The sequence below is a fragment of the Streptomyces sp. NPDC046308 genome, assembly GCF_055588065.1.
This window is the reverse complement of sequence record NZ_JBVJFB010000010.1, coordinates 225,927-247,578: the sequence shown is the minus strand read 5'-3', so window position 1 is coordinate 247,578 and position 21,652 is coordinate 225,927. Positions and strand designations below refer to the sequence as shown.

Annotated in this window: 20 protein-coding genes; 8 read left to right on the top strand and 12 right to left on the bottom strand. The window is 73.5% G+C overall.

What is annotated here, in order from left to right; genetic code table 11:
• The first annotated feature begins 1 nt into the window (after nucleotide 1).
• The 5 genes from ACZ6JT_RS32710 (at nucleotide 2) to ACZ6JT_RS32690 (ending at nucleotide 5,205) form a co-directional block, all read left to right on the top strand.
• Nucleotides 2-1,564: a flavin-containing monooxygenase gene (locus ACZ6JT_RS32710; RefSeq protein WP_469215448.1), complete on the top strand. Its 1,563-nt coding sequence runs from the start codon at nucleotides 2-4 to the stop codon at nucleotides 1,562-1,564.
• 12 nt (nucleotides 1,565-1,576) lie between these two features.
• Nucleotides 1,577-3,103, top strand: coding sequence for an FAD-binding protein (locus ACZ6JT_RS32705; protein ID WP_469215446.1), 1,527 nt, complete (start codon nucleotides 1,577-1,579; stop codon nucleotides 3,101-3,103).
• Nucleotides 3,104-3,197: 94 nt separating this feature from the next.
• Nucleotides 3,198-3,671, top strand: coding sequence for an SRPBCC family protein (locus ACZ6JT_RS32700; protein ID WP_469215444.1), 474 nt, complete (start codon nucleotides 3,198-3,200; stop codon nucleotides 3,669-3,671).
• On the top strand, nucleotides 3,668-4,504 hold the full coding sequence (locus ACZ6JT_RS32695; protein WP_469215442.1) for an alpha/beta fold hydrolase: 837 nt from the start codon (nucleotides 3,668-3,670) through the stop codon (nucleotides 4,502-4,504). Before ACZ6JT_RS32700 ends, ACZ6JT_RS32695 begins: the two co-directional genes overlap by 4 nt.
• Nucleotides 4,501-5,205 (top strand): 4'-phosphopantetheinyl transferase family protein, encoded by a 705-nt coding sequence (locus tag ACZ6JT_RS32690; protein ID WP_469215440.1) that lies wholly within the window; start codon nucleotides 4,501-4,503, stop codon nucleotides 5,203-5,205. Before ACZ6JT_RS32695 ends, ACZ6JT_RS32690 begins: the two co-directional genes overlap by 4 nt.
• A 96-nt stretch (nucleotides 5,206-5,301) precedes the next feature.
• Here the strand turns inward: ACZ6JT_RS32690 and ACZ6JT_RS32685 are convergent, their stop codons facing one another.
• The 4 genes from ACZ6JT_RS32685 to ACZ6JT_RS32670 all read right to left on the bottom strand — a co-directional run bounded on the left by ACZ6JT_RS32685 (nucleotide 5,302) and on the right by ACZ6JT_RS32670 (nucleotide 8,642).
• A complete protein-coding gene (locus tag ACZ6JT_RS32685; protein WP_469215438.1) occupies nucleotides 5,302-6,300 on the bottom strand; it encodes an AraC family transcriptional regulator in 999 nt (332 codons plus the stop codon).
• Between the two features lie 193 nt (nucleotides 6,301-6,493).
• Nucleotides 6,494-6,985 (bottom strand): anthrone oxygenase family protein, encoded by a 492-nt coding sequence (locus ACZ6JT_RS32680; protein ID WP_469215437.1) that lies wholly within the window; start codon nucleotides 6,983-6,985, stop codon nucleotides 6,494-6,496.
• On the bottom strand, nucleotides 6,982-7,617 hold the full coding sequence (locus ACZ6JT_RS32675; RefSeq protein WP_469215434.1) for a hemerythrin domain-containing protein: 636 nt from the start codon (nucleotides 7,615-7,617) through the stop codon (nucleotides 6,982-6,984). The genes ACZ6JT_RS32680 and ACZ6JT_RS32675 overlap by 4 nt, the downstream gene beginning before the upstream one ends.
• A gap of 206 nt (nucleotides 7,618-7,823) precedes the next feature.
• On the bottom strand, nucleotides 7,824-8,642 hold the full coding sequence (locus tag ACZ6JT_RS32670) for an NAD(P)H-binding protein (RefSeq protein WP_469215432.1): 819 nt from the start codon (nucleotides 8,640-8,642) through the stop codon (nucleotides 7,824-7,826).
• A 322-nt stretch (nucleotides 8,643-8,964) separates the two neighbouring features.
• Here ACZ6JT_RS32670 and ACZ6JT_RS32665 point away from each other — a divergent pair, with 322 nt between their 5' ends.
• Entirely contained in the window at nucleotides 8,965-9,963 is a 999-nt protein-coding gene (locus ACZ6JT_RS32665; protein ID WP_469215431.1) for an AMP-binding protein, read from the top strand.
• A 96-nt stretch (nucleotides 9,964-10,059) separates the two neighbouring features.
• Here the strand turns inward: ACZ6JT_RS32665 and ACZ6JT_RS32660 are convergent, their stop codons facing one another.
• The 4 genes from ACZ6JT_RS32660 to ACZ6JT_RS32645 all read right to left on the bottom strand — a co-directional run bounded on the left by ACZ6JT_RS32660 (nucleotide 10,060) and on the right by ACZ6JT_RS32645 (nucleotide 14,126).
• Nucleotides 10,060-10,866: an SDR family NAD(P)-dependent oxidoreductase gene (locus ACZ6JT_RS32660; RefSeq protein WP_469215430.1), complete on the bottom strand. Its 807-nt coding sequence runs from the start codon at nucleotides 10,864-10,866 to the stop codon at nucleotides 10,060-10,062.
• Between the two features lie 66 nt (nucleotides 10,867-10,932).
• Nucleotides 10,933-11,148, bottom strand: coding sequence for an acyl-CoA carboxylase epsilon subunit (locus tag ACZ6JT_RS32655; RefSeq protein ID WP_469215428.1), 216 nt, complete (start codon nucleotides 11,146-11,148; stop codon nucleotides 10,933-10,935).
• On the bottom strand, nucleotides 11,145-12,719 hold the full coding sequence (locus ACZ6JT_RS32650) for an acyl-CoA carboxylase subunit beta (protein ID WP_469215426.1): 1,575 nt from the start codon (nucleotides 12,717-12,719) through the stop codon (nucleotides 11,145-11,147). The genes ACZ6JT_RS32655 and ACZ6JT_RS32650 overlap by 4 nt, the downstream gene beginning before the upstream one ends.
• A 186-nt stretch (nucleotides 12,720-12,905) precedes the next feature.
• The gene (locus ACZ6JT_RS32645; RefSeq protein ID WP_469215424.1) at nucleotides 12,906-14,126 is read right to left on the bottom strand and encodes an aminotransferase class V-fold PLP-dependent enzyme; all 1,221 of its coding nucleotides are present in this window, start codon (nucleotides 14,124-14,126) and stop codon (nucleotides 12,906-12,908) included.
• Nucleotides 14,127-14,500: 374 nt separating this feature from the next.
• On the opposite strand from ACZ6JT_RS32645, the gene ACZ6JT_RS32640 reads away from it, so the two are divergent.
• Complete coding sequence (locus tag ACZ6JT_RS32640) at nucleotides 14,501-14,671, top strand: hypothetical protein (protein ID WP_469215421.1); 171 nt, start codon at nucleotides 14,501-14,503, stop codon at nucleotides 14,669-14,671.
• 129 nt (nucleotides 14,672-14,800) lie between these two features.
• Entirely contained in the window at nucleotides 14,801-15,622 is an 822-nt protein-coding gene (locus ACZ6JT_RS32635) for an AfsR/SARP family transcriptional regulator (protein ID WP_469215419.1), read from the top strand.
• Between the two features lie 5 nt (nucleotides 15,623-15,627).
• On the opposite strand, the gene ACZ6JT_RS32630 is transcribed toward ACZ6JT_RS32635, so the two are convergent.
• The 4 genes from ACZ6JT_RS32630 to ACZ6JT_RS32615 form a co-directional block, all read right to left on the bottom strand.
• Nucleotides 15,628-17,730, bottom strand: a complete 2,103-nt coding sequence (locus ACZ6JT_RS32630; RefSeq protein WP_469215417.1) for a condensation domain-containing protein — start codon at nucleotides 17,728-17,730, stop codon at nucleotides 15,628-15,630.
• Nucleotides 17,731-17,859: 129 nt separating this feature from the next.
• Nucleotides 17,860-18,816 carry a 4'-phosphopantetheinyl transferase family protein gene (locus tag ACZ6JT_RS32625; RefSeq protein WP_469215415.1) on the bottom strand — a complete coding sequence of 319 codons (957 nt, stop codon included), beginning with the start codon at nucleotides 18,814-18,816 and terminating at the stop codon, nucleotides 17,860-17,862.
• Nucleotides 18,817-18,827: 11 nt separating this feature from the next.
• Nucleotides 18,828-19,796, bottom strand: coding sequence for an SRPBCC family protein (locus tag ACZ6JT_RS32620; protein WP_469215414.1), 969 nt, complete (start codon nucleotides 19,794-19,796; stop codon nucleotides 18,828-18,830).
• Nucleotides 19,797-19,872: 76 nt separating this feature from the next.
• Nucleotides 19,873-21,168 carry a helix-turn-helix domain-containing protein gene (locus ACZ6JT_RS32615; RefSeq protein WP_469215412.1) on the bottom strand — a complete coding sequence of 432 codons (1,296 nt, stop codon included), beginning with the start codon at nucleotides 21,166-21,168 and terminating at the stop codon, nucleotides 19,873-19,875.
• Between the last annotated feature and the right edge of the window lie 484 nt (nucleotides 21,169-21,652).

Sequence of the window (21,652 nt, the reverse complement as noted above, 5' to 3'; positions counted from 1 at the left end):
CGTGACGAGCATTCTTGAGCCGGCCAAGGACGGCGGAGCACGCACGGGCACCGAGAAGGCCCCCGCCGGCCGCGGCCCCACCCGGCACCTGCGGGTCGCGGTCATCGGCACCGGCTTCTCCGGCCTGGGCACCGCCATCCGACTGCTGCAGTCGGGCATCGACGACTTCCTGGTGTTCGAGCGGGCCGACGAGGTCGGCGGCACCTGGCGCGACAACAGCTATCCGGGTTGTGCGTGCGACGTCATGTCCCACCTCTACTCGTTCTCCTTCGCCCGCAACCCGAACTGGAAGTCGACGTTCGCCTCCCGCGACGAGCTGTACGCGTACCTGCGCGACACCGCCGACCGCTTCGGCGTCCGCCCGCACATCCGGTTCGGGCACGAACTGGAGGCCGCCCGCTGGGACGAGGACGAGCGGCACTGGAAGATCGAGACCTCGCAGGGCCAGTACACCGCCCAGTTCCTGGTCACCGGCACCGGCTACCTCAGCGAGGCCGCCGTCCCCGACATCAAGGGACTGGCCGACTTCGAGGGCAAGATCTTCCACTCCTCGAACTGGGACCACGACCACGACCTGGCCGGCCGCCGCGTCGCCGTCATCGGCACCGGCGCCTCCGCCATCCAGTTCGTACCCGAGATCCAGCCCGAGGTCGCACAGCTGGACCTCTACCAGCGCACCCCCCCGTGGATCGGCCCCAAGCCCGACAAGGCCAACAGCGAGCTCCACACCAAGCTGCTCCGCTCGCTGCCCGGCTACCAGCAGTTCCGGCGCGGCTTCAACATGTGGGGCCGCGAGATCCTCGCCTTCTTCTGGAAGCGCCCCAAGCTCGCCGAGAAGGTCCAGAAGATGGCGAGCGACCACCTGGAGAAGTCGGTGGCCGACGAGGCGCTGCGCGCCAAACTCACCCCAGACTACCTGGTGGCGTGCAAGCGCCTGCTGTTCTCCAACACCTGGTACCCGGCGATCCAGCAGCCCAACGTGGAGATCGTCACCGACCCGATCGCCGAGGTCCGCCCCAAGTCGATCGTCGCCGGCGACGGGGTGGAGCGCGAGGTCGACACCATCATCCTGGGCACCGGATTCCAGGCCACCGACCGCCCGGTCGCCCGCCGGATCTGGGGCAGGGGCGGCGTCCAGCTGCGCGAGGCCTGGAAGGACGGCATGGCCGCCCACCGGGGCACCACCATCGCCGGCTTCCCCAACCTCTTCATGCTGCTGGGCCCGAACACCGCCCTGGGCCACTCCTCGCAGACCGTGATGATCGAGGCGCAGGTCCAGTACGTCGTCGACTCCCTCAAGCAGGCGGACAAGCGCGGCCTGGCCAGCATCGAGGTCCGCCAGGAGGCGCAGGACGCCTACAACCGCACACTCGACAAGCACCTCGAGGGCACCGTCTGGATGTCGGGCGGCTGCAAGAGCTGGTACCTCGACGCCAACGGCCGCAACACCACCGTCTTCCCCACCTACACCTGGCGCTTCCGCCGCGGGACCAAGCGCCTGGACCTGAGCGAGTACCAGCTCGCTTCCCGGGTGCGCAGCACCAAGCCGGTACCTCACCAGTAGGAGACGCACGAGATGAGCAGCACCCACAGAACGGCCGCGGGCACCCCGGCCGAGCCGTCCCGCCGCCGGGTCCTGGGCGGGATCGCGACCACCGCCGTCGCGGTCGTCGGCTGGAACACCGTCTCCCAGACCTGGGCGACGGCCGCCGAGGCCGCCGGCAACTCCGACGTCGTCCCCGTGCCGGGACTCGCCGGAACCCTGGAGACGACCCCCGGTGTCGTCGACGCCTTCGCCAACGACTTCGGGCACCTCTTCGACGGCGCCCCCAGCAAGCCGTGGGCGGTGCTGCGCCCCGGCGGCACCAACGACATCGTCAAGATCGTCGAATACGCCCGCACCCACAACATCAAGGTCGCCGTCAACGGCCAGGGCGGCACCGGCAACGACATCGAGTCCCACTCGGTCTACGGCCAGGCACGCGTCCCCGGCGGCATCTCCATCGACGCCAAGGGCATGTCGAACATCATCTCCATCGGCAACGACACCGCCGTCGTCGAAGCCGGAGTGACCTGGGGCCAGCTGACCGACGCCACCCTCAAGGTGGGCAAGACCCCGCCGGCGCTCCCCGACTACCTCTACATCTCCGTCGGCGGCACCATCTCCATCGGCGGCATCGGCGGCACCGTCCAGAGGTACGGCCTGCTCTGCGACACCGTGCAGTCCATCGACATCGTCACCGGCGACGGCAAGCTCGTCACCGCCAGCGCCACCCAGCGCACCGAACTGTTCAACGCGGCACTCTCGGGCGGCGGCCAGGTCGGCATCATCGTCCGCGCCACCGTCAAGCTGATCCCGGCCCCCCAGCGGGCCGTCATCTTCAGCCTGTTCTACAGCACCGTCGAGCAGTACCTCGCCGACTCCGAGAAGGTCCTGGCCGACGGCCGCTTCCAGGTCCACGCCGGCGAGATGCTCCGCACCCCGGACAACTCCGGCTGGCGCTACAAGCTGGAGGTCGGCGCCACCTACAACACGACGCCGCCCAACCGCGCCAGGCTGCTGTGCGACCTCAAGGACGTCCGCGCCGACGCGGTCATCGAGGACGTCTCCTTCCGGGACTACATGTTCCGCCTCGACGGCTACGAGGCCGTCCTGAAGGAAGGCGGCCACTGGTACACGCCCAAGCCCTGGCTGAGCATGTTCCTGCCCGCCTCGAAGACCAAGGCGTTCATGAAGCGCGTCGAGCAGGAGCTCGACGACAGCTCCCTCGGCGGCGGATTCCTGCTCTTCTACCCGTTCTACACCTCGAAGATCAAGCGGCCGCTGGCGATGATGCCCAACGAGTCCGTGGTCTACCTCTTCGACCTGCTGCGCTTCCCCAACCCGGGTGAACCCAACATCCAGGGCATGATCGACCAGAACCGCCGCCTGTACGACATCGCGGTCGCCAGCGGCGCCAAGCGCTACCTGGTCGGCTCGATCCCGATGACGGGCGCCGACTGGCAAAAGCACTTCGGCAACCGCTGGAGCGGCTTCGTGAGCGCCAAGCGCAAGTTCGACCCCAACAACATCTTCACGCCCGGCCAGGGCTTCTTCGCCTGACGGCAGGCCGGCCGGCCGTGAAGACCCGGCGGTGGGGGCAGGGGAGAGGGACCCCGCCCCCACCGCCTTTCCCATAGCGAGTGGAGGCTGCGAGATGACGACGTACGACCTGATCGACGAGGCGGTGATCGACGCCCCGGCGGAAACCGTCTGGGACGCCCTCGTCGCCGAATTCCGCGGCGCCAAGAAGTGGTGGGTCCCGCACAACACGTTCACCGCCCTCTCCGGCGCCCCCGACGAGATCGGCGGCACGGTGGGCGTGGTCGTGCACACCAAGGGCGTCGACAAGGGCGGGCTGAAGCTGCGCTTCACCTCCCGCACGGTGGCCGTGGAGCCCGGCCGCCGACTCGACATCGAGTACGTGGACGGCGTCTTCCGCGGCCCGAGCACCTTCCTGCTCCAACCGCTGCCCGGCGGCCGCACCCGCCTGTCCATGCACTTCACCGGCAGCCCGCACGGCTGGCTCAAGGCCCTGGCCAAGGTCGCCGACCTCGGCGCGGAACACTCCAAGGCCACCCTCGCCGCCTTCGCGTCACTGGAGCGGCAGCTGTCGGCGGTACCCCGGTGAGCGCCACCCCCGACACCGCCGGCGAACTGACGGTCCGCACCGACGACGGCGCGGAACTGGCCGTCACCGTCCTCGCCCCCCTGACCGCCACACCCCGCGCCGCCGACGTCGTCCTGCTCCACGGCTGGGCACACACCCGCCGCGCCTGGGGCACCGTCACCGACCGCCTCATCCGCGCCGGACACCGGGTGGTGCTCTACGACCAGCGCGGCCACGGCGCGTCCACCCTGGGCCGCACACCGGTCTCGGTGGAACGCCTCAGCGCGGACCTGGCCGCCGTCCTGGGCGAGACCGACGCCCGCGAGGCGGTCCTCGTCGGCCACTCGGGCGGCGGCTTCACCGCCCTCACCTACGCCGCCACCTCGCCCTCCGCGGGCCGACTGCGCGGCCTGGTCCTCCTGGGCACCGCGGCACACGGCCAGGACACCCCCGACAGCGAGGTCAAGATGATGGGCAGCGAGCTCTTCTCCCGGGCCCTGCGCCGGCCCTGGCTGGGAGGCAGACTGCTCGGCTCCACCCTGGGCAAGGACGTCGACCCCGTCGTACGCGACGTCAACCGGCAGATGTTCGCCGCCACCACGCCCCGCGTCCGCGCGGACTTCTTCCGCTGCACCCGCGGCTGGGACGTCCGCGAAGCCCTCAAGGCGGTCACCACCCCCGCCGTCGTCCTGCACGGCGACGGCGACAAGGTGATCGACATCGCGCTCGCCGAAACCCTCGCCGAGGTCCTGCCCGGCGCCCGCTTCGAACCGGTACCCGGCGCGGGCCACATGCTCGCACTGGAACGCCCGCTCCTGGCGGTCGCCGCCGTCAGCGAGCTCGCCGCGCGATGATCGAGGAACTCCTTCCCCCGGGCGTCACGTCATCGGAAGCCTTCGACGACGCGGCGCCCGCCCCTCTCTTCCCGGCCGAGGCGGCCCTCATGGAGGGCCGCCGGGACCGTCGGCGCACCCAGTTCGCCACCGCCCGGGCCTGCGCCCGCCGCTGCCTGTCCGACCTCGGCCGCCCCACCGGCGCCCTGCTCCCGGGACCGGGCGGCGCCCCCCAGTGGCCGTCCGGCGTGGTCGGCAGCATCACCCACTGCGAGGGCTACCGCGCGGCCGTGGCGGCCCCCGCCTCCGTGCTGGCCGCCGTGGGCATCGACGCGGAACCGGCCGGCCCGCTGCCCCGCGGCGTCCTCGCCCTGATCGCCTCCGAGGACGAACGCAGCCACCTCGCCGCCCTCGCCGCGGCCGATCCCACCGTCCCGTGGGACCGCGTCTTCTTCTCCGCGAAAGAGGCCGCGTACAAGGCGTGGTACCCGGCCACCGGCATCTGGCTCGGCTTCCGCGACGCCACCCTCACCCTTTCCCCCGACGGCGGCTTCGCGGCGACCATGCACCCCTCACCGCCCCCGCCCGTGGACCCGCACTACCGGGGCCGCTGGCTGGCCGGCCCCCACCTGGTCCTGACCGCCGTGACCCGCGAGAGCCGCCGCCGGCCCGCCGAGCGGGCCGCCGCGCCCGTACCGGCCTCCTCGGCGGCCCCCGCGTAACACACCGACACCCACACCGACACCGACGCGCACCTCGGCCCGGGCCCGGCGACCGCCGGCGCCCGGACCCGCGCCACCGTCCGTCACCGCCGGCCGTCAGGGCCCGGGCAGCACCACCGTGCGCGCCTGCTGCGGGGCCTGCGGCGCGGTCACCGGGCGGGCGCCCGAACGGAACTCCTGCGGACTCATCCCCCGCACCCGCTTGAACGCCGTCGACAGCGCGAAGGCCGAGCCGTAGCCCACCCGCCGCGCCACCGTCGCGATGGTGGCGTCCGGCTCCCGCAGCAGGTCCGCCGCCAGGGCCAGACGCCACCCGGTCAGATACGCCACCGGCGGCTCGCCCACGACGTCGGTGAACCGGCGCGCCATGGAAGCCCGCGACACCCCCACCTTCAGGGCGAGTTCCTCCACCGTCCAGCCGTGGGCGGGATTCTCGTGCAGCAGCCGCAGGGCGGGCCCGACCACCGGGTCGCTCTGCGCCCGGTACCAGGAGGGCGCGCCACTGCCCGGAGCCGCCAGCCAGGTCCGCAACACCCCGATCAGCAGCAGGTCCAGGAGCCGGTCCAGGACGATCTCCTGACCCGGCTCGTCCTTGGAGATCTCCGAGACGAGCAGGGTGACCAGGGTGGTGTCGGCGGCCTCGGCCGGCCGCACCAGGATCGTCGGCAGCGCGCCCAGCAGCCGCCGGCCGATCTCACTCGGCGCCTGGTAGGTACCGCTGAGCATCACGGCCGAACCGGCGTCCTGGAAATCGTCGCCCCAGGTCCGCACGCCGAGCGCCATCGTCTCGGTGACGTCCTCGCCCTCCTGCGTGCTGCACCGCTGCTCCGGGCCGACGGTGATCTGCACCGGCGTGTCCCGGGAGTCCGCGACCGTGTACGGATCGGGGCCGCGTACGACGGCCACGTCGCCCGGCCGGATCACCACCGGGGTGCCGTGCTCGGGAACCAGCCAGGCGTCGCCGTGCACCATCGTGACGACGGAGAGCGGCGCACGGTCCTCCACGCGCAGCGACCAGGGCGGGTTGAAGACGGACTTGAGCAGGAAGGCCCCCCGGGCCTTGGGGCCTTCCAGCAGTCCGGTCAGCGTGTCCATGCGTCCATCCTCTCGCGTCATACCTGCGGCCCCCAGCCCCCGGCACCCATCCCCGCTCCCCGGCGGACACGGGAGACGGGCACGGCGAAGCGCCCGCTCTCCCGCGGGGGACGGAGAAGAGAGCGGGCGCCGTTCGCGGGGGAGGAGCGGCGCGGGGTGTGCGCCGCCGCCGGTTCTGCCGCGGCCGGGGTGCCTACACCGACGCGCGGCCGTGCAGCGTCAGGGCCCGTCCCAGCGCGGCCAGCGCCGCCGTACAGGCCACCGTACGCACGACGTTGCCCGAGGCCCACCGGCCGCCGAAGCGGGAGCGGGGCGCCGCCACGTCGGCGCCGGCCCGGGCCAGCTGGTTGTTCAGGGGGATGTTCACGATCGCGGTGACCGCCAGCGACAGCCCGTACAGCGCGAACGCCAGCCAGCCCCAGCGCGCCGCGTCCGGACGGCCGCCCCGCTGCTGCTGCGCGGCCGCCACCCCGGTCGCCAGGAAGGCGCCCAGGAACAGGAGTCCGAACAGGCCGTTGTCGATCGCCTCGTTGATGTTCCGCATCGCGGTCACGTACGTCTGGTCGTCGCCGCGGCCCAGACCCGGCATCACCGAGATGTCGAACGCGAAGTAGAGCCCGGCCATCAGCCCGGTCCCCACCGTCGCCGCCACCAGCGTCACCGATTGCGTGGTCGTGCTGCTCACTTCAGGATTCCCTTCAACGTGCGCTCGTAGCGCCGGTTCAGCAGCGTGGCGCCGATCAGCCGGACGGGCGGCGGGATGGTGGCCGCCACGTGCGCGACCGACTGGCGGGGAGCGCCGTCGAACATCCACGGCTGGAGGTAGGTCATCACCCGCATCGGGGCACTGGAGACGACCTTGCGCTCCTCGGCCAGGTAGGCCCGCTCGCCGAGCCGGTCGAAGACGGGGAAGACGATCCGCTCCTCGTCGCGCAGGTGATCGCGCAGCACCCCCTCGAAGGTCTGCGCCGCCCGGACCAGGCCGTCACCGCGGTGCGCGACCGCCGTCGAGACGGCCGCCATCGCCGCGTCCAACTCCTCGTGGTCCTCGTGCAGTTCGCGTGCCTGCGCGTCGAAGTCGGCGTCCCGGCGGCGCAGTCCCGGCCACAGCACGTCGTCCTCGCTGGTGTGGTGCCATTCGATGACCTGCCGCAGCCGCTGCCACCACTCGGTGCCCGCGCCGTTCCACGCGGGGGCCGCGGCGCGCAGCCGGGCCGCGTCACGCCGCATCGCGATGTGCATCAGGGCGAAGCCGTGGAAGTGCGGGGGAAGGTGTTCCAGTCCGTGTTCGCTGGAATACGACGGGGGAGCGGGCACGGGAGCCTCCTGCCGGTCTGTCGTGCGCGGTGGCGCCGAAGCGCGGTGGAGCCGGTGTGCGGTAGAGCCGGTGTGCGGGGGAGCCGGAGCACGGGAGAGCCGCAGGGCGTGCCCCCCAACCCCGAGTACCGGGCGGCGGCCGTACCAGAGTCGCCGCCCGGTCAAGGAGCGATGAGGGAGCAAACGGCGGTGCGGGGCTCGCGCCGTCAGACGTTCCAGACCCCCGACGCGGCCGCCTCGCGGGCGAAGTCGGAGAAGTCCTTGGGCTTGCGGCCCAGGGCCTCCTCGACCCCGTGCACCAGGTGCGCGTTGCGCCCGTCGAGGATCATCGTGAACAGGTCCGCGAACTCCTCGGGGAGGTTGTTCTCGCGCAGCACCGCGCGGTACTCCTCGTTGGTGACCGAGATGTACTTGATGTCGCGGCCGGTGGCCTTGGACAGTTCGGCGGCCACATCGCTGTAGCTGAGCAGGCGCGGGCCCGACAGCTCGTACGTCCTGCCGATGTGCTTGTCATCGGTCAGCGCGGCCACCACGACGTCGGCGATGTCGTCGGCGTCGACGAAGGCCTCCACCGCGTCACCGGTCGGCAGGGCGATCTCGCCGGCCAGGACGGGCTCCAGGAAGAAGCTCTCGTTGAAGTTCTGGTTGAACCAGCTGGAGCGGACGATGGTCCAGTCGGCGCCGGAGGCCTTCAGGTTCTCCTCCGACACCTCCGCGGCCTCCTCGCCGCGCCCGGACAGCAGCACCAGACGGCGCGCACCGTTGGCGACGGCCACCTTGGAGAATTCGCGGACCTGTTCGGCGGCGCCCGGGAAGGCGAGGTCGGGGTAGTAGGTCACGTAAACGCGGTCGACGCCCTCCAGGGCGGGAACCCAGGTCGCGGGCTCGTGCCAGTCGAAGGCGGGCCGGCCGCTGCGGGAACCGATCCGGACCTGACGGCCCTGGGCGGAAAGCTTCTCGGCGACGCGCCGGCCGGTCTTGCCGTGACCGCCGATGACGAGGGTGATCTGCGTGTTCTGAGTCATGAGTACAGTCAAGTCCAGTCTCGCGAGACGGGCCATAGCCACAAAGCTCAGTTCCATATGCCTGCGTCTACGAGTGGTCACCTCGGAGCGCGACGGAGAGAGGGTGGCTTCGGCGTGAGCCCCAGAATCGTAGGCATGCCCCGAGCGGCCGGACCAGACGTCCCGAGCGGCCCTCGACCGCACGTCGAGCAGCCCTCCACCACACGTCCGGGGAACTGCGACCGACCCCCGAGCCCGCCTCTGCGGCGGGACTTGAGCCGTTTTCCGGTCTCCTGCGACAACATCGGCCCCCGGAGCAACGACCCGCCCGCTGGGAGGCCGCATGAACGCCACTCCGGATCATCCCGAGCTCGACCAGTTGACCGCCGACCTGGCCGCTCTGCACGGACGGATCGGGCTCGACCCGGCCGCCGCGCGGCCCGCGCGCCCGGACCGCATCGACATCCGCTTCGCGGCCGCCGCCGCCCGCCATCCCGCCCGGGTCTGCACCCGGGACACCACGGGGCACAGCACCTACCTCGAACTGGACTGGCTGGCCGACGACATCGCCCGGCGCCTGTCGGGCCGCACGGGAGGGGGATCGGTCGTCGCCGTCCGCGCCCGGCGCTCGCGCACCGCACCCGCCGCCGTGGTGGGCGCGATGCGCACCGGAGCCGCCGTACTGCCCCTGGAGCCCGGACACCACGCGGGCCTCCAGGAACACCTGATGCGCGACGCCGGCGTCGAGATGGTGATCTCCGACAGCCAACTGCTGCGCGATGAGATCCCGCTGGCCAAGACGGGCGGATTCGTCATCGCGGCGCGCCCCGAGACCGCGACGGGCCGCACGACCGAGCCGGACACGGCCTTCCTGGCCCTGCCCGCCGGCGGCGACCCGGGCCGGGCCCTGACCGTGCGGCCCGTCCCCCACCGGGACGTCCTGGCGTGGGTGGACGCCCTCGTCCCGATGCTCGAGACGGGGCCGGACGACGTGTGGACGTACTTCCACTCCCTCAGCCTGGACCTGGGCATGCGGGAGATCTGGGCACCCCTGCTCCGCGGCGCCCCCGCCGTCATGGTGGACCGCGACACCGCCCGCGACGCCCGCGCGTTCGCCCGGCTGCTGGCCGAGCACCAGGTGAGCGTGGTGACACAACTGCCGTCCGCGTTCGCCCGGCTGGCCGCCGCCGCCCGCGCGAGCCGCACCGCCCTGCCGGCCCTGCGGCACGTCCTGCTCGCCGACGAGCCCGTGGACACCGCCGCCCTGGCCCGGTGGCGGGACGCCCGCACCGCCCCGCAGGCCCTCGTCTGGGACGTCTCGGGACCGCCGACCGTCCTGTGAACGGCCGCGGAAACCGGCCACCACGGGGGAGGGCCGCGGACGACCGACCGTCCGCGGCCCTCCCCCGTTCGGCGCACCCGGCGCCGGCCGCCGACGTCAGTAGTTCCCCATCCCCCCGCACACGTTGAGCGCCTGCGCCGTGATGGAGGCCGCCAGATCGGTGGTCAGGTAACCCACCAGGGCGGCCACCTCCTCGGGCGTGGAGTACCGGCCGAGCGGGATCTTGGACTCCAGCTGCTCCTGGACGTACTCCTCGGTGGTCTCCCACGCCTGCGCGTACCCGCTGCGCACGCGCGCCGCCAGAGGCGTCTCCACGTACCCGGGGCAGACCGCGTTGACGGTGGTGCCGCTCGGCGCGAGCTCCTTGCCGAGCGCCTTGGTGAAACCGACCACGGCGTGCTTGGACGCGGAGTAGGGGGCGCCCAGCAGCACCCCCTGCTTGCCCGCGGTGGAGGCGATGTTGACGATGCGGCCCCACGGCTGCGCGCCGAGGCCGCCGCTGGTCAAAACCTCACGCGTCAGCAGGAACACACTGTTGAGGTTGGTGTCGATGACGTCGTGCCACAGCTCGTCGGTGATCTCCGCGGTGACGCCGCCACCGCTGCGGCCGGCGTTGTTGACCAGGACGCTGACCGGCGCCCCGTACGCCGCCACCGCGGCGGCCACCAGCGACCGTACCGCGCCGCGGTCGCGCACGTCGGCGGCCGCGCCCTCCACGCTCAGCCCCTCGCCCTGCAGATCGGCGACGGTCTGCTTGACCGCCGACTCGGTACGCGCGCAGACGAACACCCGGTGGCCGCGGGCGCCCAGGTCCCGGGCGACGGCCAGCCCGATGCCGCTGGTCGCCCCGGTGACCAGCGCCACGGGCCGCTCGGGAGACTTCTCTCTCGTCTTCACGCTCATCCTTGTTTCCCTCCGTCGCTCACCAGACCTCCAGAGCGTGCCGCAGGGCACTCGGGGCGCGACGGATCAGCGCTCGCGCCAGGTCCCCGCCCGCCGCAACCCGCCGCCGCGGTCCCACCCGGCGGCCCGCGTGCGCGGGGGATCGGGCCGCTCGGCCGCCCGCCGCCCCAGCAGGGCGCTCAGGACCGCCAGCACGGCGGCCGTCTCCGCCGCGTCGGGACTGCCGCGCACGATCCGCCACGGCCGCGCCCCCGGGGCGGGCGCCGTCTCCCCGGCCGTCATACCGGCGGGTTGCCGTGCTTGCGCGACGGCAGGTCGGCGTACTTGGGACGCAGCATGGCCAGCGCGCCCACCAGCACCGAGCGGGTCTCGGCCGGGTCGATGACATCGTCGACCAGACCGCGCTCGGCCGCGTAGTAGGGATGCATCAGCTCGGTCGTGTACTCCTTGATCTTCTGCGCCCGCGTCGCGTCCGGGTCGGCGGAAGCGGCGATCTCCCGGCGGAAGACGACGTTCGCCGCGCCCTCGGCACCCATCACGGCGATCTCGTTGGTGGGCCAGGCCAACGCCAGGTCCGCCCCGATGGAACGGGAGTCCATGACGATGTACGCGCCGCCGTACGCCTTGCGCAGCACCAGCGAGATCCGCGGCACGGTGGCGTTGCAGTACGCGTACAGCAGCTTGGCGCCGTGCCGGATGATGCCGCCGTGCTCCTGGCCCACACCGGGCAGGAAACCGGGCACGTCGACCAGGGTGACCAGCGGGATGTTGAACGCGTCGCAGAACTGCACGAAGCGGGCCGCCTTCTCGCTCGCCTGGATGTCGAGGACCCCGGCGAGGTGGGCGGGCTGGTTGGCGACGAAACCGGTGACGTGCCCGTCCATCCGGGCCAGCGTGCACACCACGTTCGCCGCCCAGCCGGGCTGGACCTCGAAGTGGTCGCCGTCGTCGACGACCTCCTCGATGACCCGGCGGATGTCGTACGCCTGCTGCGCACTGGCCGGCACGATCCCGGCGAGCGCCTCGGTACGCCGATCCGCCGGATCGTCGCCGTACTCGCGCGGCGGCGTCTCACGGTTGTTCGACGGCAGCAGCGACAGCAGGTGCCGTACGTCCTCCAGGCAGCTGTGCTCGTCGTCGTAGGCGAAGGCGGCCACCCCCGAGACCGCGGCGTGCACGTCCGCGCCGCCGAGACCGTTCTGGGTGATCTCCTCACCGGTCACCGCACGGACCACGTCGGGGCCGGTGATGAACATCTGCGAGGTGCCGCGCACCATGAACACGAAATCGGTGAGCGCGGGGGAGTAGGCGGCCCCGCCCGCGCACGGCCCCAGCATCACACTGATCTGCGGGATGACCCCGGAGGAACGGGTGTTGCGCCGGAAGATGCCGCCGTAACCGGCCAGCGCGGACACCCCCTCCTGGATCCGGGCGCCGGCACCGTCGTTGAGCGAGACCAGCGGGGCACCGGCCGCCTCGGCCAGGTCCATCACCTTGTGGATCTTCTCCGCGTGGGCCTCGCCGAGCGCCCCGCCGAAGATGCGGAAATCGTGCGCGTACACGAACACGGTGCGGCCGCCCACCGTGCCCCAGCCGGCGACCACACCGTCGGTGTAGGGCCGCTTCTGCTCCAGCCCGAAACCGCTCGCACGGTGCCGGCGCAACGCCTCGATCTCGTGGAACGAGCCCTCGTCCAGCAACAGCGCGATGCGTTCACGGGCGGTGAGCTTGCCCTTGGCGTGCTGCGCCCGGGTGGCCCGCTCGTCGGGGCCGGCCAGGGCCAGGGCCTTGATGCCGGCCAGTTCCGCGGCCGGGTCTCGGCCCGGCAGGGTGGACACGTCACTGATGGTCATGTGGATCCTCCAGATCTGAAGACCGGATTGCGGCCACCGTCGCGCGCGGGGCTCAAGACGCCGTGGAAGTCGGCTCGAACCCCGTACGAGACGTGGTCCTGGCGCCGTTGCGGCGTGCGGGCTCGGCGGCCCGCCGGCGGGGCGGCCCGAAAAGGGCGGGGTGGGGACCCGCCCGGGGCGGCGGGCTCAGGTCGCCCGGTGCAAGGTGAGGTGACGGCGACCGGCCGGCCTCGCCCGGTACGGCGACGGGGCGCCGGCGCCGTCCGCGCCGACCGCGGCCGGCGCCGCGGCGACGACCGCCCCCACGTGCTCCCGCTTGTGCTGCTCCTCCCGCAGGACCTCGATCAGGGCCCGCTCGAAACGGTCGACGTCCTGCACGCCGTTGTCGTGGTGGACGGACGCCCGGACGGCGGTCGCACCGTCCCGCGCGGCCGGGTGGAGCGGGTTCTCCTGCGCGACGCTCTTGCGCAGGACGACCCCCCGCCGGGCCAGGCCGCGGCGGATGACCGCGGCCGGGACCTCGCCGTGACGGAACGCCAGCATCCCGGCCTGCTCCCGGCCCGCCGCGAGCACTTCGACCCCCGGCGTCCGCTCGACGGCGGCCCGCAGCCGCGCCAGCAGGTCCTCACGCGGCACCCGCACGGCCGCGGCGTGGTGGGCGAGGGCGGCGTTCAGCGCCGCCACGCCCGCCGGGGCGGGCGCCGGCGGCCGGCCGCCCCACACCCCCGGCGCGGCGTAGGCGAAGCCCACCGCGTCCGGGCCGCGCAGGAACCTCCAGCCGTCCGCCGTGACCAGCTGCGCTTTCATCCGCGCGGCGTCGACGGGCAGCAGGCCGACGGAGTGGGAGGCGTCGACGGCGTACCGGGCCCGGTGGGGGGCCAGGAGCCGGCCCACCCGCTCGACCGGATTGACCGTTCCGCAGGCCGAGGAGACGTGGACCACCGACACCAGGGCGACGTCCTCGTCGATGTGGGCCCGCATCCAGTCCAGGTCGAGGTCGCCGTCCGCGCGCAGCGGGACCACCTCCAGCCGGCAACGGGAGCGCTCACGCAGGGCGTAGAGGGTGCTCAGGTGGTCCACGCCCTCGTGCGGGGTGGTCCAGATCCGGTCGCCGGGACCGAGCCGCACGGCGCGCACGAAGGCGTCGAAGGCCGCGGCCGCGCCGGTGGCCAGGATCGTGTCACCAGCCGGGACGCCCAGCAGACCGCCCAGTCGCCCGTGCACCTCGGTGTCCAGGACGGCGCCGAGGTGCTCCCTCAGCGCACGGCTCCCGAAGCGGTCGTCGCGGGCGGTGCAGGCGGCGAGCAGGGCGCGCACCCCGTCCGGCATCCGGCCCGTACCGGCCGTGTCCAGGTGGGTTGTTCGCCGGGCGTCGTCGTACGTGGGCGCATGCGTCGGCGCATTCATTCAGGGGCCTCCCCCCGCTGTCGGGGCCGCGGCACGTCCACGACCCTGTGTTCCATGTATTGCCAGAACGCTTGGCAATACATTGCCTATTGCCCGGCGGTCTTGGCAATGCCCGCTCCGGCGATGCTCGAGTTCCGCCCCCCTGGCAACTCCTGGCAAATTCCCGCACGACCCGAGCCCCATCAACTCCCGCGCAGGTCACAGCAATTCACGAAGCTCCCGCAGGCACGCAAAAAGCGGCCGGCGGGCAATATCAGCCCTTCCCTCCAGCCTTCCTCAAGCGATTGACGAGCAAATCCCGAGCAGACGTTGCCAGTCTTCTTGGCAGAGGACTTGCCAAGAAGATTCGAAACGTTGCCACAAAGGGAGCCACCATGAAGAACCTCGCCCGCGTCGTCGCCACCGCCGCCCTCGTCGCCACCGCCGTCCTCACCGCGGGCGGGGCCGCCCACGCCGACGGCGCCATCGACTGGCCGGTCCCCCCGGCCTCCGCCGCCGCGGCGGCCGCCACCGGCCCCGCCACCGCCCTGATCGACTGGCCGTAACCGCTCGGCGGCGGCTCGAAAGCCACTACAGGAAAGAGATGGAGCACATCCACCCCGGCTAGCGTGCCTCGAACGGGGGCAGCTCCTTGGCCACCGGAGGAAAAGAGCCAAGGAAGTACGGAGGAGACCGTGAGAATTCAGGTTTTGGGTCCGCTGAGCGCAGAAGTCAACGGGGGATCCATCGTTCCGACCGCGGGCAAACCAAGACAGCTCCTGTCGCTCCTCGCGCTCTATCCGGGGCGCGTCATACCGGTTCCCACCCTCATGGAGGAGATCTGGGGAACCGCGCCGCCCCAGAGCGCACTGACCACCCTGCAGACGTACATCCTGCAACTGCGCAGACGGCTGGGCACCGCCATGGGCCCCGACGCCCCCGGCGGCGCCAAGGACGTACTCGTCACCCGCCACGGCGGCTACCTCCTGCAGATCCCCGAGGACGGCGTCGACGTGCACGACTACGAACGCCTCGTCCGCGAGGGCCAGTCCGCCTTCGAATCCGACGACAGCCAGGTCTGCGCCGCCCGCTACCGGGCCGCCCTGGACCTGTGGCGGGGCCCCGCCCTGGTCGACGTACGCGTCGGACCGATCCTCGACATCGAGGTGATGCGCCTCGAGGAGAGCCGCCTGGTCACCGTGGAACGGCGGATCGACGCCGACCTCAGACTGGGCCGGCACGCCGAACTCATCGCCGAGCTGACCGAGCTGACCGCACGCCACCCCCAGCACGAGGGACTCCACTCACAGGTCATGGTCGCCCTCTACCGCTCGGGCCGGCAGGCCACCGCCCTGGACGTCTACCGCCGGCTGCGCGGCCGCCTGATCGAGGACCTGGGAGTGGAACCGTCGCCGCAACTCCAGCGACTGCACCAGGCCATGCTCGCCGTCGACCCGCAGCTCGACGTCCTCGCCGGCCCGCGCCGCACCTCGACCTTCGACCTGTACGCCGCCTAGGCCGCTCAGTCGCGCCGCACGGCCACACCCGCGAGCCCCCGGGCGAGCGCCTGCGCGCTGCTCCGGGGACCGCCCAGGCCCGTCATGACGACACTCACCGGCGGCCTGGGCCCGTCCGCGAGCACCCGCGCCAGCGCGTACGCCGCCCCCGCGCCCGGCCCGCACCCGCCCAGCACCAGCCGCCCGCCGCGCGCCGGCAGCCCGGCCAGGGCGGCGGGCACCACCGCGCCGGGCGGACCGTCCAGGTCCAGCACCACGACCGTCTGCGGGCCCCGGTGGTCGCGGGCGAACAGCTCGTAGCAGCCCTCCACCACCCCCGGCACCGCCAGCAGGCAGATCACCTCCGCCGAAGCCGCCCCGGCGCGCAGGACGCGCAGCCCGCCATCCCGTACCGCGGGCGGCCGGGCGGCCACGAAGGGGGCTTCCGTGTCCGCCAGCAGGCCCAGCACCCCGCCGACCGTGGGATCGGGGTCCGCCAGCTCGGGCAGGGCCCGCAGCAGGCCGACGCACTGCCCCAGCAGAGCGGCGGCGTCCGCGTCGGCCAGCCGCGCCCGGTCGTAGACGGCGTCGAGCACCAGCGCCCCGCCGCTCTCGTGCCGGGCGACCACCGTGACGGGCACGCCCCCGCCGGCGCCGACGGCCCGCGGCGCGTCCACACCGATGCCCTGTGCCTCCAGTTCACGCCCCACGTCGGCCCCCGGATCGGGCGGCCCGTCGAAGACGAGGACGGTGTCGGTGAGTCGTTCGCCCGGACCCCGGCCGCTCCACGCGCGGATCAGGTCGGCCGACACCCACGGGTAGGCGCCCATCTCCAGCCGTGCGTCGTGCACCTGCCGCAACAGGCCGGCCAGCGGGGCCGCCGGATCCACCCGCACCGTCATCGGCAGCGCACTGCCCAGCAGTCCGGGGATGCCGCCCGCGCCGGGCAGCGCGATGTCGCCGCCGCAGACCCGGACGCCGAAACTCACCGGCAGGCAACCCCCGGCCGCCGCCGCCCGGTACAGCAGCAGCGCCCACACCGTGTACAGGGCGCCGCTCTCGCCGACCCCCCGCTGCGCCGCCCAGGAACGCAGCCGCGGCCCGTACGGCTCCTCCAGCCGCCGGCGCAGCCGCCCCTCACCGCTCTGACCGGTGTCCGGGCCGGGGCGTCCCGGCGCGGTCGCGGCGCCGCGCGGGGGCGCCGCACGCGCCCACAGCTGCCGGGCGCCCCCGGCGCTCTGCCGGGCCAGCCAGCGCGCGTGGTCGCGCAGGTCGGGACGGCGCTCACCACCGGGCAGGGCGCCCGCGGCCAGGTAGGCGCGGTAGAACGCGCGCAGCAGGAGGTGGACGCCACGCTCGTCGAGCAGGGCGCGGTGGCAGGTCAGCAGCACCCGGGTGGGCGCCCCCGGCTCCCCCTCCAGCAGGGCCAGGCGCACCAGCGGCGGACGGTTGAGGGCGAACCCGCGGGCCCGGTCCGCGTCGAGGAGTTCTGGCCAGGTGGTGTCCGCGCGGGCGTGGTGGACGATCTCGACCTCGGCGTACGGATGCAGCAGCAGCCGTGGCACCGCCGTCCAGTCGAAGGCGGCCCGCAGGATCGACTCCCGCCCGCAGACGGACTGCCAGGCCGCGTCGAAGCGGGCCCGGTCGAGCGGCCCCGACCAGTTCCAGTGGACCTGCTCCAGGTACCGGTCCGGCCCGTCGGCACGCGTGAGCGCCCCCACGAGCAGTTCGCGCCGGTCCCCGGCCAGGGCCAGCGGCTCACCGGCGCCCGGATAGGGGCCCAGCAGGTCGGCCAGCAACTCCCCGCTCAGCAGCTCCCCGCCCGGCAGCTCCCCGCCCGGCGACGCGCCGCCCGGCGGGGCCGGGCCGGGGGAGGCGGCGCCGGCGGCGCCGGGGGCGCCGGCGTCGGGGAACAGGCGCAGGGTGTGCCGGCCCGGGCCGTGGCCCTCCAGGGTGACCCGGAAGCGGCGGTGGCGCTCGGCGATGCGGGCGGCGAACATCTCGGCGTCCGCGTCGTGGCGGAGCCCGCGCACGCCGAGGACGAGCGCGCAGCCGGGCGCACCGTGACCCGCCTCGTACACCACCGACAGGACCGGCCCCGGCCCGTCCGCGGCGTCGCCCCGCCTCACCGGCCGGCCCGCACGCGGCCGGGGCGGATGCCGTCGGCCCGGCCGCCCGCCGCGCTGTCGTCGGTCACCGGCACGGACACGGCACGGCAGGACCGACGTGAAGGGGCACCGTGGAAAGTTCCCCTGCGTTCACGGCGTCCGCCTTCCCTCGCCCCACCCGGAGGTCACCGGTCGCAGAAAGGGTAAGTGGTCCCCGAACCCGGTCCCCCTTTCCTCAAGTGGTGCTGCAGCGCTTCGCGAACCGGTGTCGACCTGCGCCTTCCCGGCCGCCGCCAGGCCGGGAAGGCACCGGTGCGCGGCGCCGACCAGATACCGCTCCAGGACCGGGTGGGCGCCAAACGTCCACTCCCCGCCCGCGCCCCCCTCCTCGTCCCACGCACCCACCAGGACCGCACGGCCCCGCTCGTCGCGGTCGAACCCGACGCCGGCGACGGCGCGGCGCGGCCCGGGCCCGAGCGCCCTGGCCCGGGCCTCCTTCAGGGTCCACAGCCACAGCAGCCGGGCCCGGCGCTCACCCTCGGGCAGCGCGGCCAGTGCCGCGCGTTCCGCCGCGGTGCACCACCGCCCGGCCGGCACCTCGGCGGCGACGTCACGGTCCGCGGGCTGCGCGTCCACACCGATCGGACCGCTGCGGCTGACACCGACCACGATCAGCTCACCGGTGTGCGCCAGACTCACCTCCAGGTCCTCACCCGCACCCCGCACCACGGGCTGCCCGTCCGCCTCGTAGCCCAGTTCCACGCTGTCCACGGGAACGTCCAGCGCGGCCGCGACACAGTGCTTCACCACGAACCGCGAGACGGCGAAGCGCATCCTGCCGGCCGCGGCCGCCGTCTGCCGGTAGCGCGGCCAGTCACGCCCGAGCAGGGGCCGCAGCGCCGGGTCGAGCAGCACGGCGGCCAGCCACTGGCCCCACGTCGTGCAGATAACCGCCCGGCCGGTGTCCTCGAGCCGGTCACCCACCTCGTCCCACGGCCCCTCGGGACCGGCAAGGTGCAGGGGAGCGTCGAGCGGCTCCGGGCGCAACCGGTCGAAAACCATGGCCACGACCTCCTTCTCGGTCTCGTCGCGAACGCGTGGGGGCACGGGCGCGCGGCTCATCGCAGCCGGCGCACGGCGCTCTGGGCGTGCCACCCGGCCAGGCGCAGCGTCTCCGTACCGGCCCGCCCCAGCCACGTCCGTACGTACCGGCGGGCCTCCACCAGGTCGGTGCCCGCCCCCAGCACCTCCTCGACCGCCTCCTCCCGCAGCATCCCCCGCCGGGCGCAGACGGCCCGTACGCCGCCCCCGTCCGGGCCGGGGACGAGGGACCACTCGCCGGTGTGCGCGGCGATCAGCGGGGACGTCGTCAGCTCCTTGTCGACGATCCGCGCGGCCGAGGGGAAGCACAGCCGCACCGACCGGGTGGTGACCGTACGCCCGCCGGGGGCGGCGCAGGTGTCCACCGCCGCCAGCTGCACACCGGGCACGTCCTCGACCACGTCGACCGTTTCCACGTGCGGGACGCGCTCGGGCCAGTCCCCGATCCGGTAGAGGAAGTCGTAGACCAGCTCGGCGGGGCCCTCGACGCGCATGCTGTCCTCGAAGGAGAACAGCAGCTGGTCCAGCCGCTCCCAGCGCTCGGCGACCCCCTTGACGTGGGCGAGCTGCTCGGCCGGCTCCGCCTGCCACTGCCGCCGGCTGCGCTCGCTCTCGGCGGCGGGCAGCCCCTCCAGCGTACGTTCCTGACGCAGGGTCAGGAGGGATTCGGTGTCGCCGAGCGCCTCGACCGTCCACACGCCGGCGGTGGGCACGCCCGGCCGGGCGGTGTCCTCCTGCTCGAAGGCGACGGTCCTGGCGTGCGGGTCCAGCACCCGCCGCACGTGGAAGGAGCGGACCCGGTCCTCGCGTACGTCCCAGACCCGCAGCCGCTCCCGGACCCCGTCGAAGTCCATCCGCTCGACGTGGACGTACGAGGGCAGCAGGAGCGGCCAGCGGACGGCGTCGGCCAGCAGTCCGTAGACCACACCCGCCGGGGCGGCCACCCACGCCGTCCGCTCGCTCGCGTGCACGCGCTGCGCCGGCATCGGACCCACCCCCTGATCGTTCCCGCGATGCGTTCCAGGCTGAACCACAGGCTGCACCAGCGGACTTGAGCCTTCCTCAACCGCCGCCGGCCGAGGCCCCGCTGAGCCGCCCCGCCCGTCCGACGCCCTGACCGACGGCGCCGCCCTGGCCGACGGCCTGTCCGCCCTGACCGGCCTGGGTCAGGGCGTCGGCCAGCACCCGCCAGATCTCGGCGGCGAGGTCGATGTTGGCGTCCTGCTGCGCCTGCTGCGCCAGATCGCGCAGGCCCTGGATCCCGCAGGGGTCGCCGCCCAGGATCAGCAGCTGGTGCCGCAGGATCTCCAGCCGCACCCGGCCGCGGTAGGTCATCCTCGGCTGGTCGGCGGCCAGTTGGCCGAGCAGGGCGCGCGCGTCGTCGTACTGGCCGGTGGCGAACGCGAGGTCGGCCTGGAGCGCGGTCAGGTCCTGCCGCAGCGCCGGCGTCCCCACGAACGCGAGCGCGGCCTGCGCCTCGGCGGCCCGCAGGCGTGCCTGCTCCGGGTCGGCCGGCAGCTTCTGCAGGTGCAGCCGGGCCGTGGCCAGCCGCAGCCGGATCCACAGCACCAAGTCCTCCTGGCTGCCGAACCGCTCCAGGGCCTCGTCCAGGCAGGCCTGCGCGCCCGGGTAGTCGCCCTGGCGCATCCGCACGGCCGCGACCGTCCACATGGCCTCCGCCCACAGCGCGTCGCAGCGCCCCTCGACGAGGACGGTCAGCTCGTCGGCGTGCACGCGGGCGTCGCCGATCCGGCCGGCCTCGGCCTGTACGGACACCAGCGCCAGCAGGGCGGTGGCCCGGTCCTCCACCCCCAACTCCTCGCCCAGCGCGATCCGGTGCGCCTCGACGGCGGCGTCGAGGGCCGGGTTGATCTCACCGATGGACCGCAGGCAACGCGCGAGCCGGGTCAGGCCCCGCACGCGCAGCTCGCACACACCCACTTCCTCGCCGAGCGCGACCAGCCGGGTGAGCCGGTCCAGCTCCAGCGCGTGGTCGCCCTGGACCCGGGCGGCCCGGGCCAGCAGCCACAGCGCCTGCCAGCGCAGCACCGGCGGCTCGTGCCCCTCGGCGGCCAGGGCCTGCCGGAGGGCCTCGATGGCGTCGGGGGAGCCGGTGGACGCCGCGAGGGTGAGCGCGTGGGCCAGTGAACCGGTCGCCGGCTCCTCGAAGTCGGCCGGCTCCAGGCCCAGCCGGCCGGCCAGGTACCCCACGGCCCGCTCGGTCGGCTGCCGGGCGCCCGACTCCAGACGGGAGAGGTAGCCGGTGGACATGCCCTCGCCGGCCAGCGCCGTCTGGGACAGGCCCTGGGCCATCCGGAGCTTTCTCAGGCGGTGTCCGAACGCGGGCTGTCGCAGCATGAGCATCCCTGAGGTCGCGGGCAAGAAATCTGTCGGGAACCGCCATCGAGCGTAGGACGCCCGGCAACACGCGGGCAAACCTTTGCCAGGGGTTCGCGACGGCTCTCATGCGCACGTCATGCGTTCCTCGAGCGTTCCTCGAACCGACCGAGGCAGACTCTCCAGAACCCGGCCCCGGCACCGGCCGGAACCCCGCTCTTCCCGCATTCGGCGCCTTGGAGTCGACCATGAGGCCATCGGTGGGCGCACCCCGCGCGTCCTGGACGCCCGCAGCACACACCGTGCGCGCGTCCCCCGCACCCCGGCCCGCCGACCCGACCGAGAAGACCCACCCGGACGACGACATCGGCTGGCCCAACCACCGCACCCCGCCCACCCCCACCCGCGGCCGCCCGCGAACGACGCGACACGCCGCAAGCCGCCCCCTCGCTTTGGCCGGAACCAGGTCGGCCACGGGCGATTGCGGAACCTATGAACCGATTCC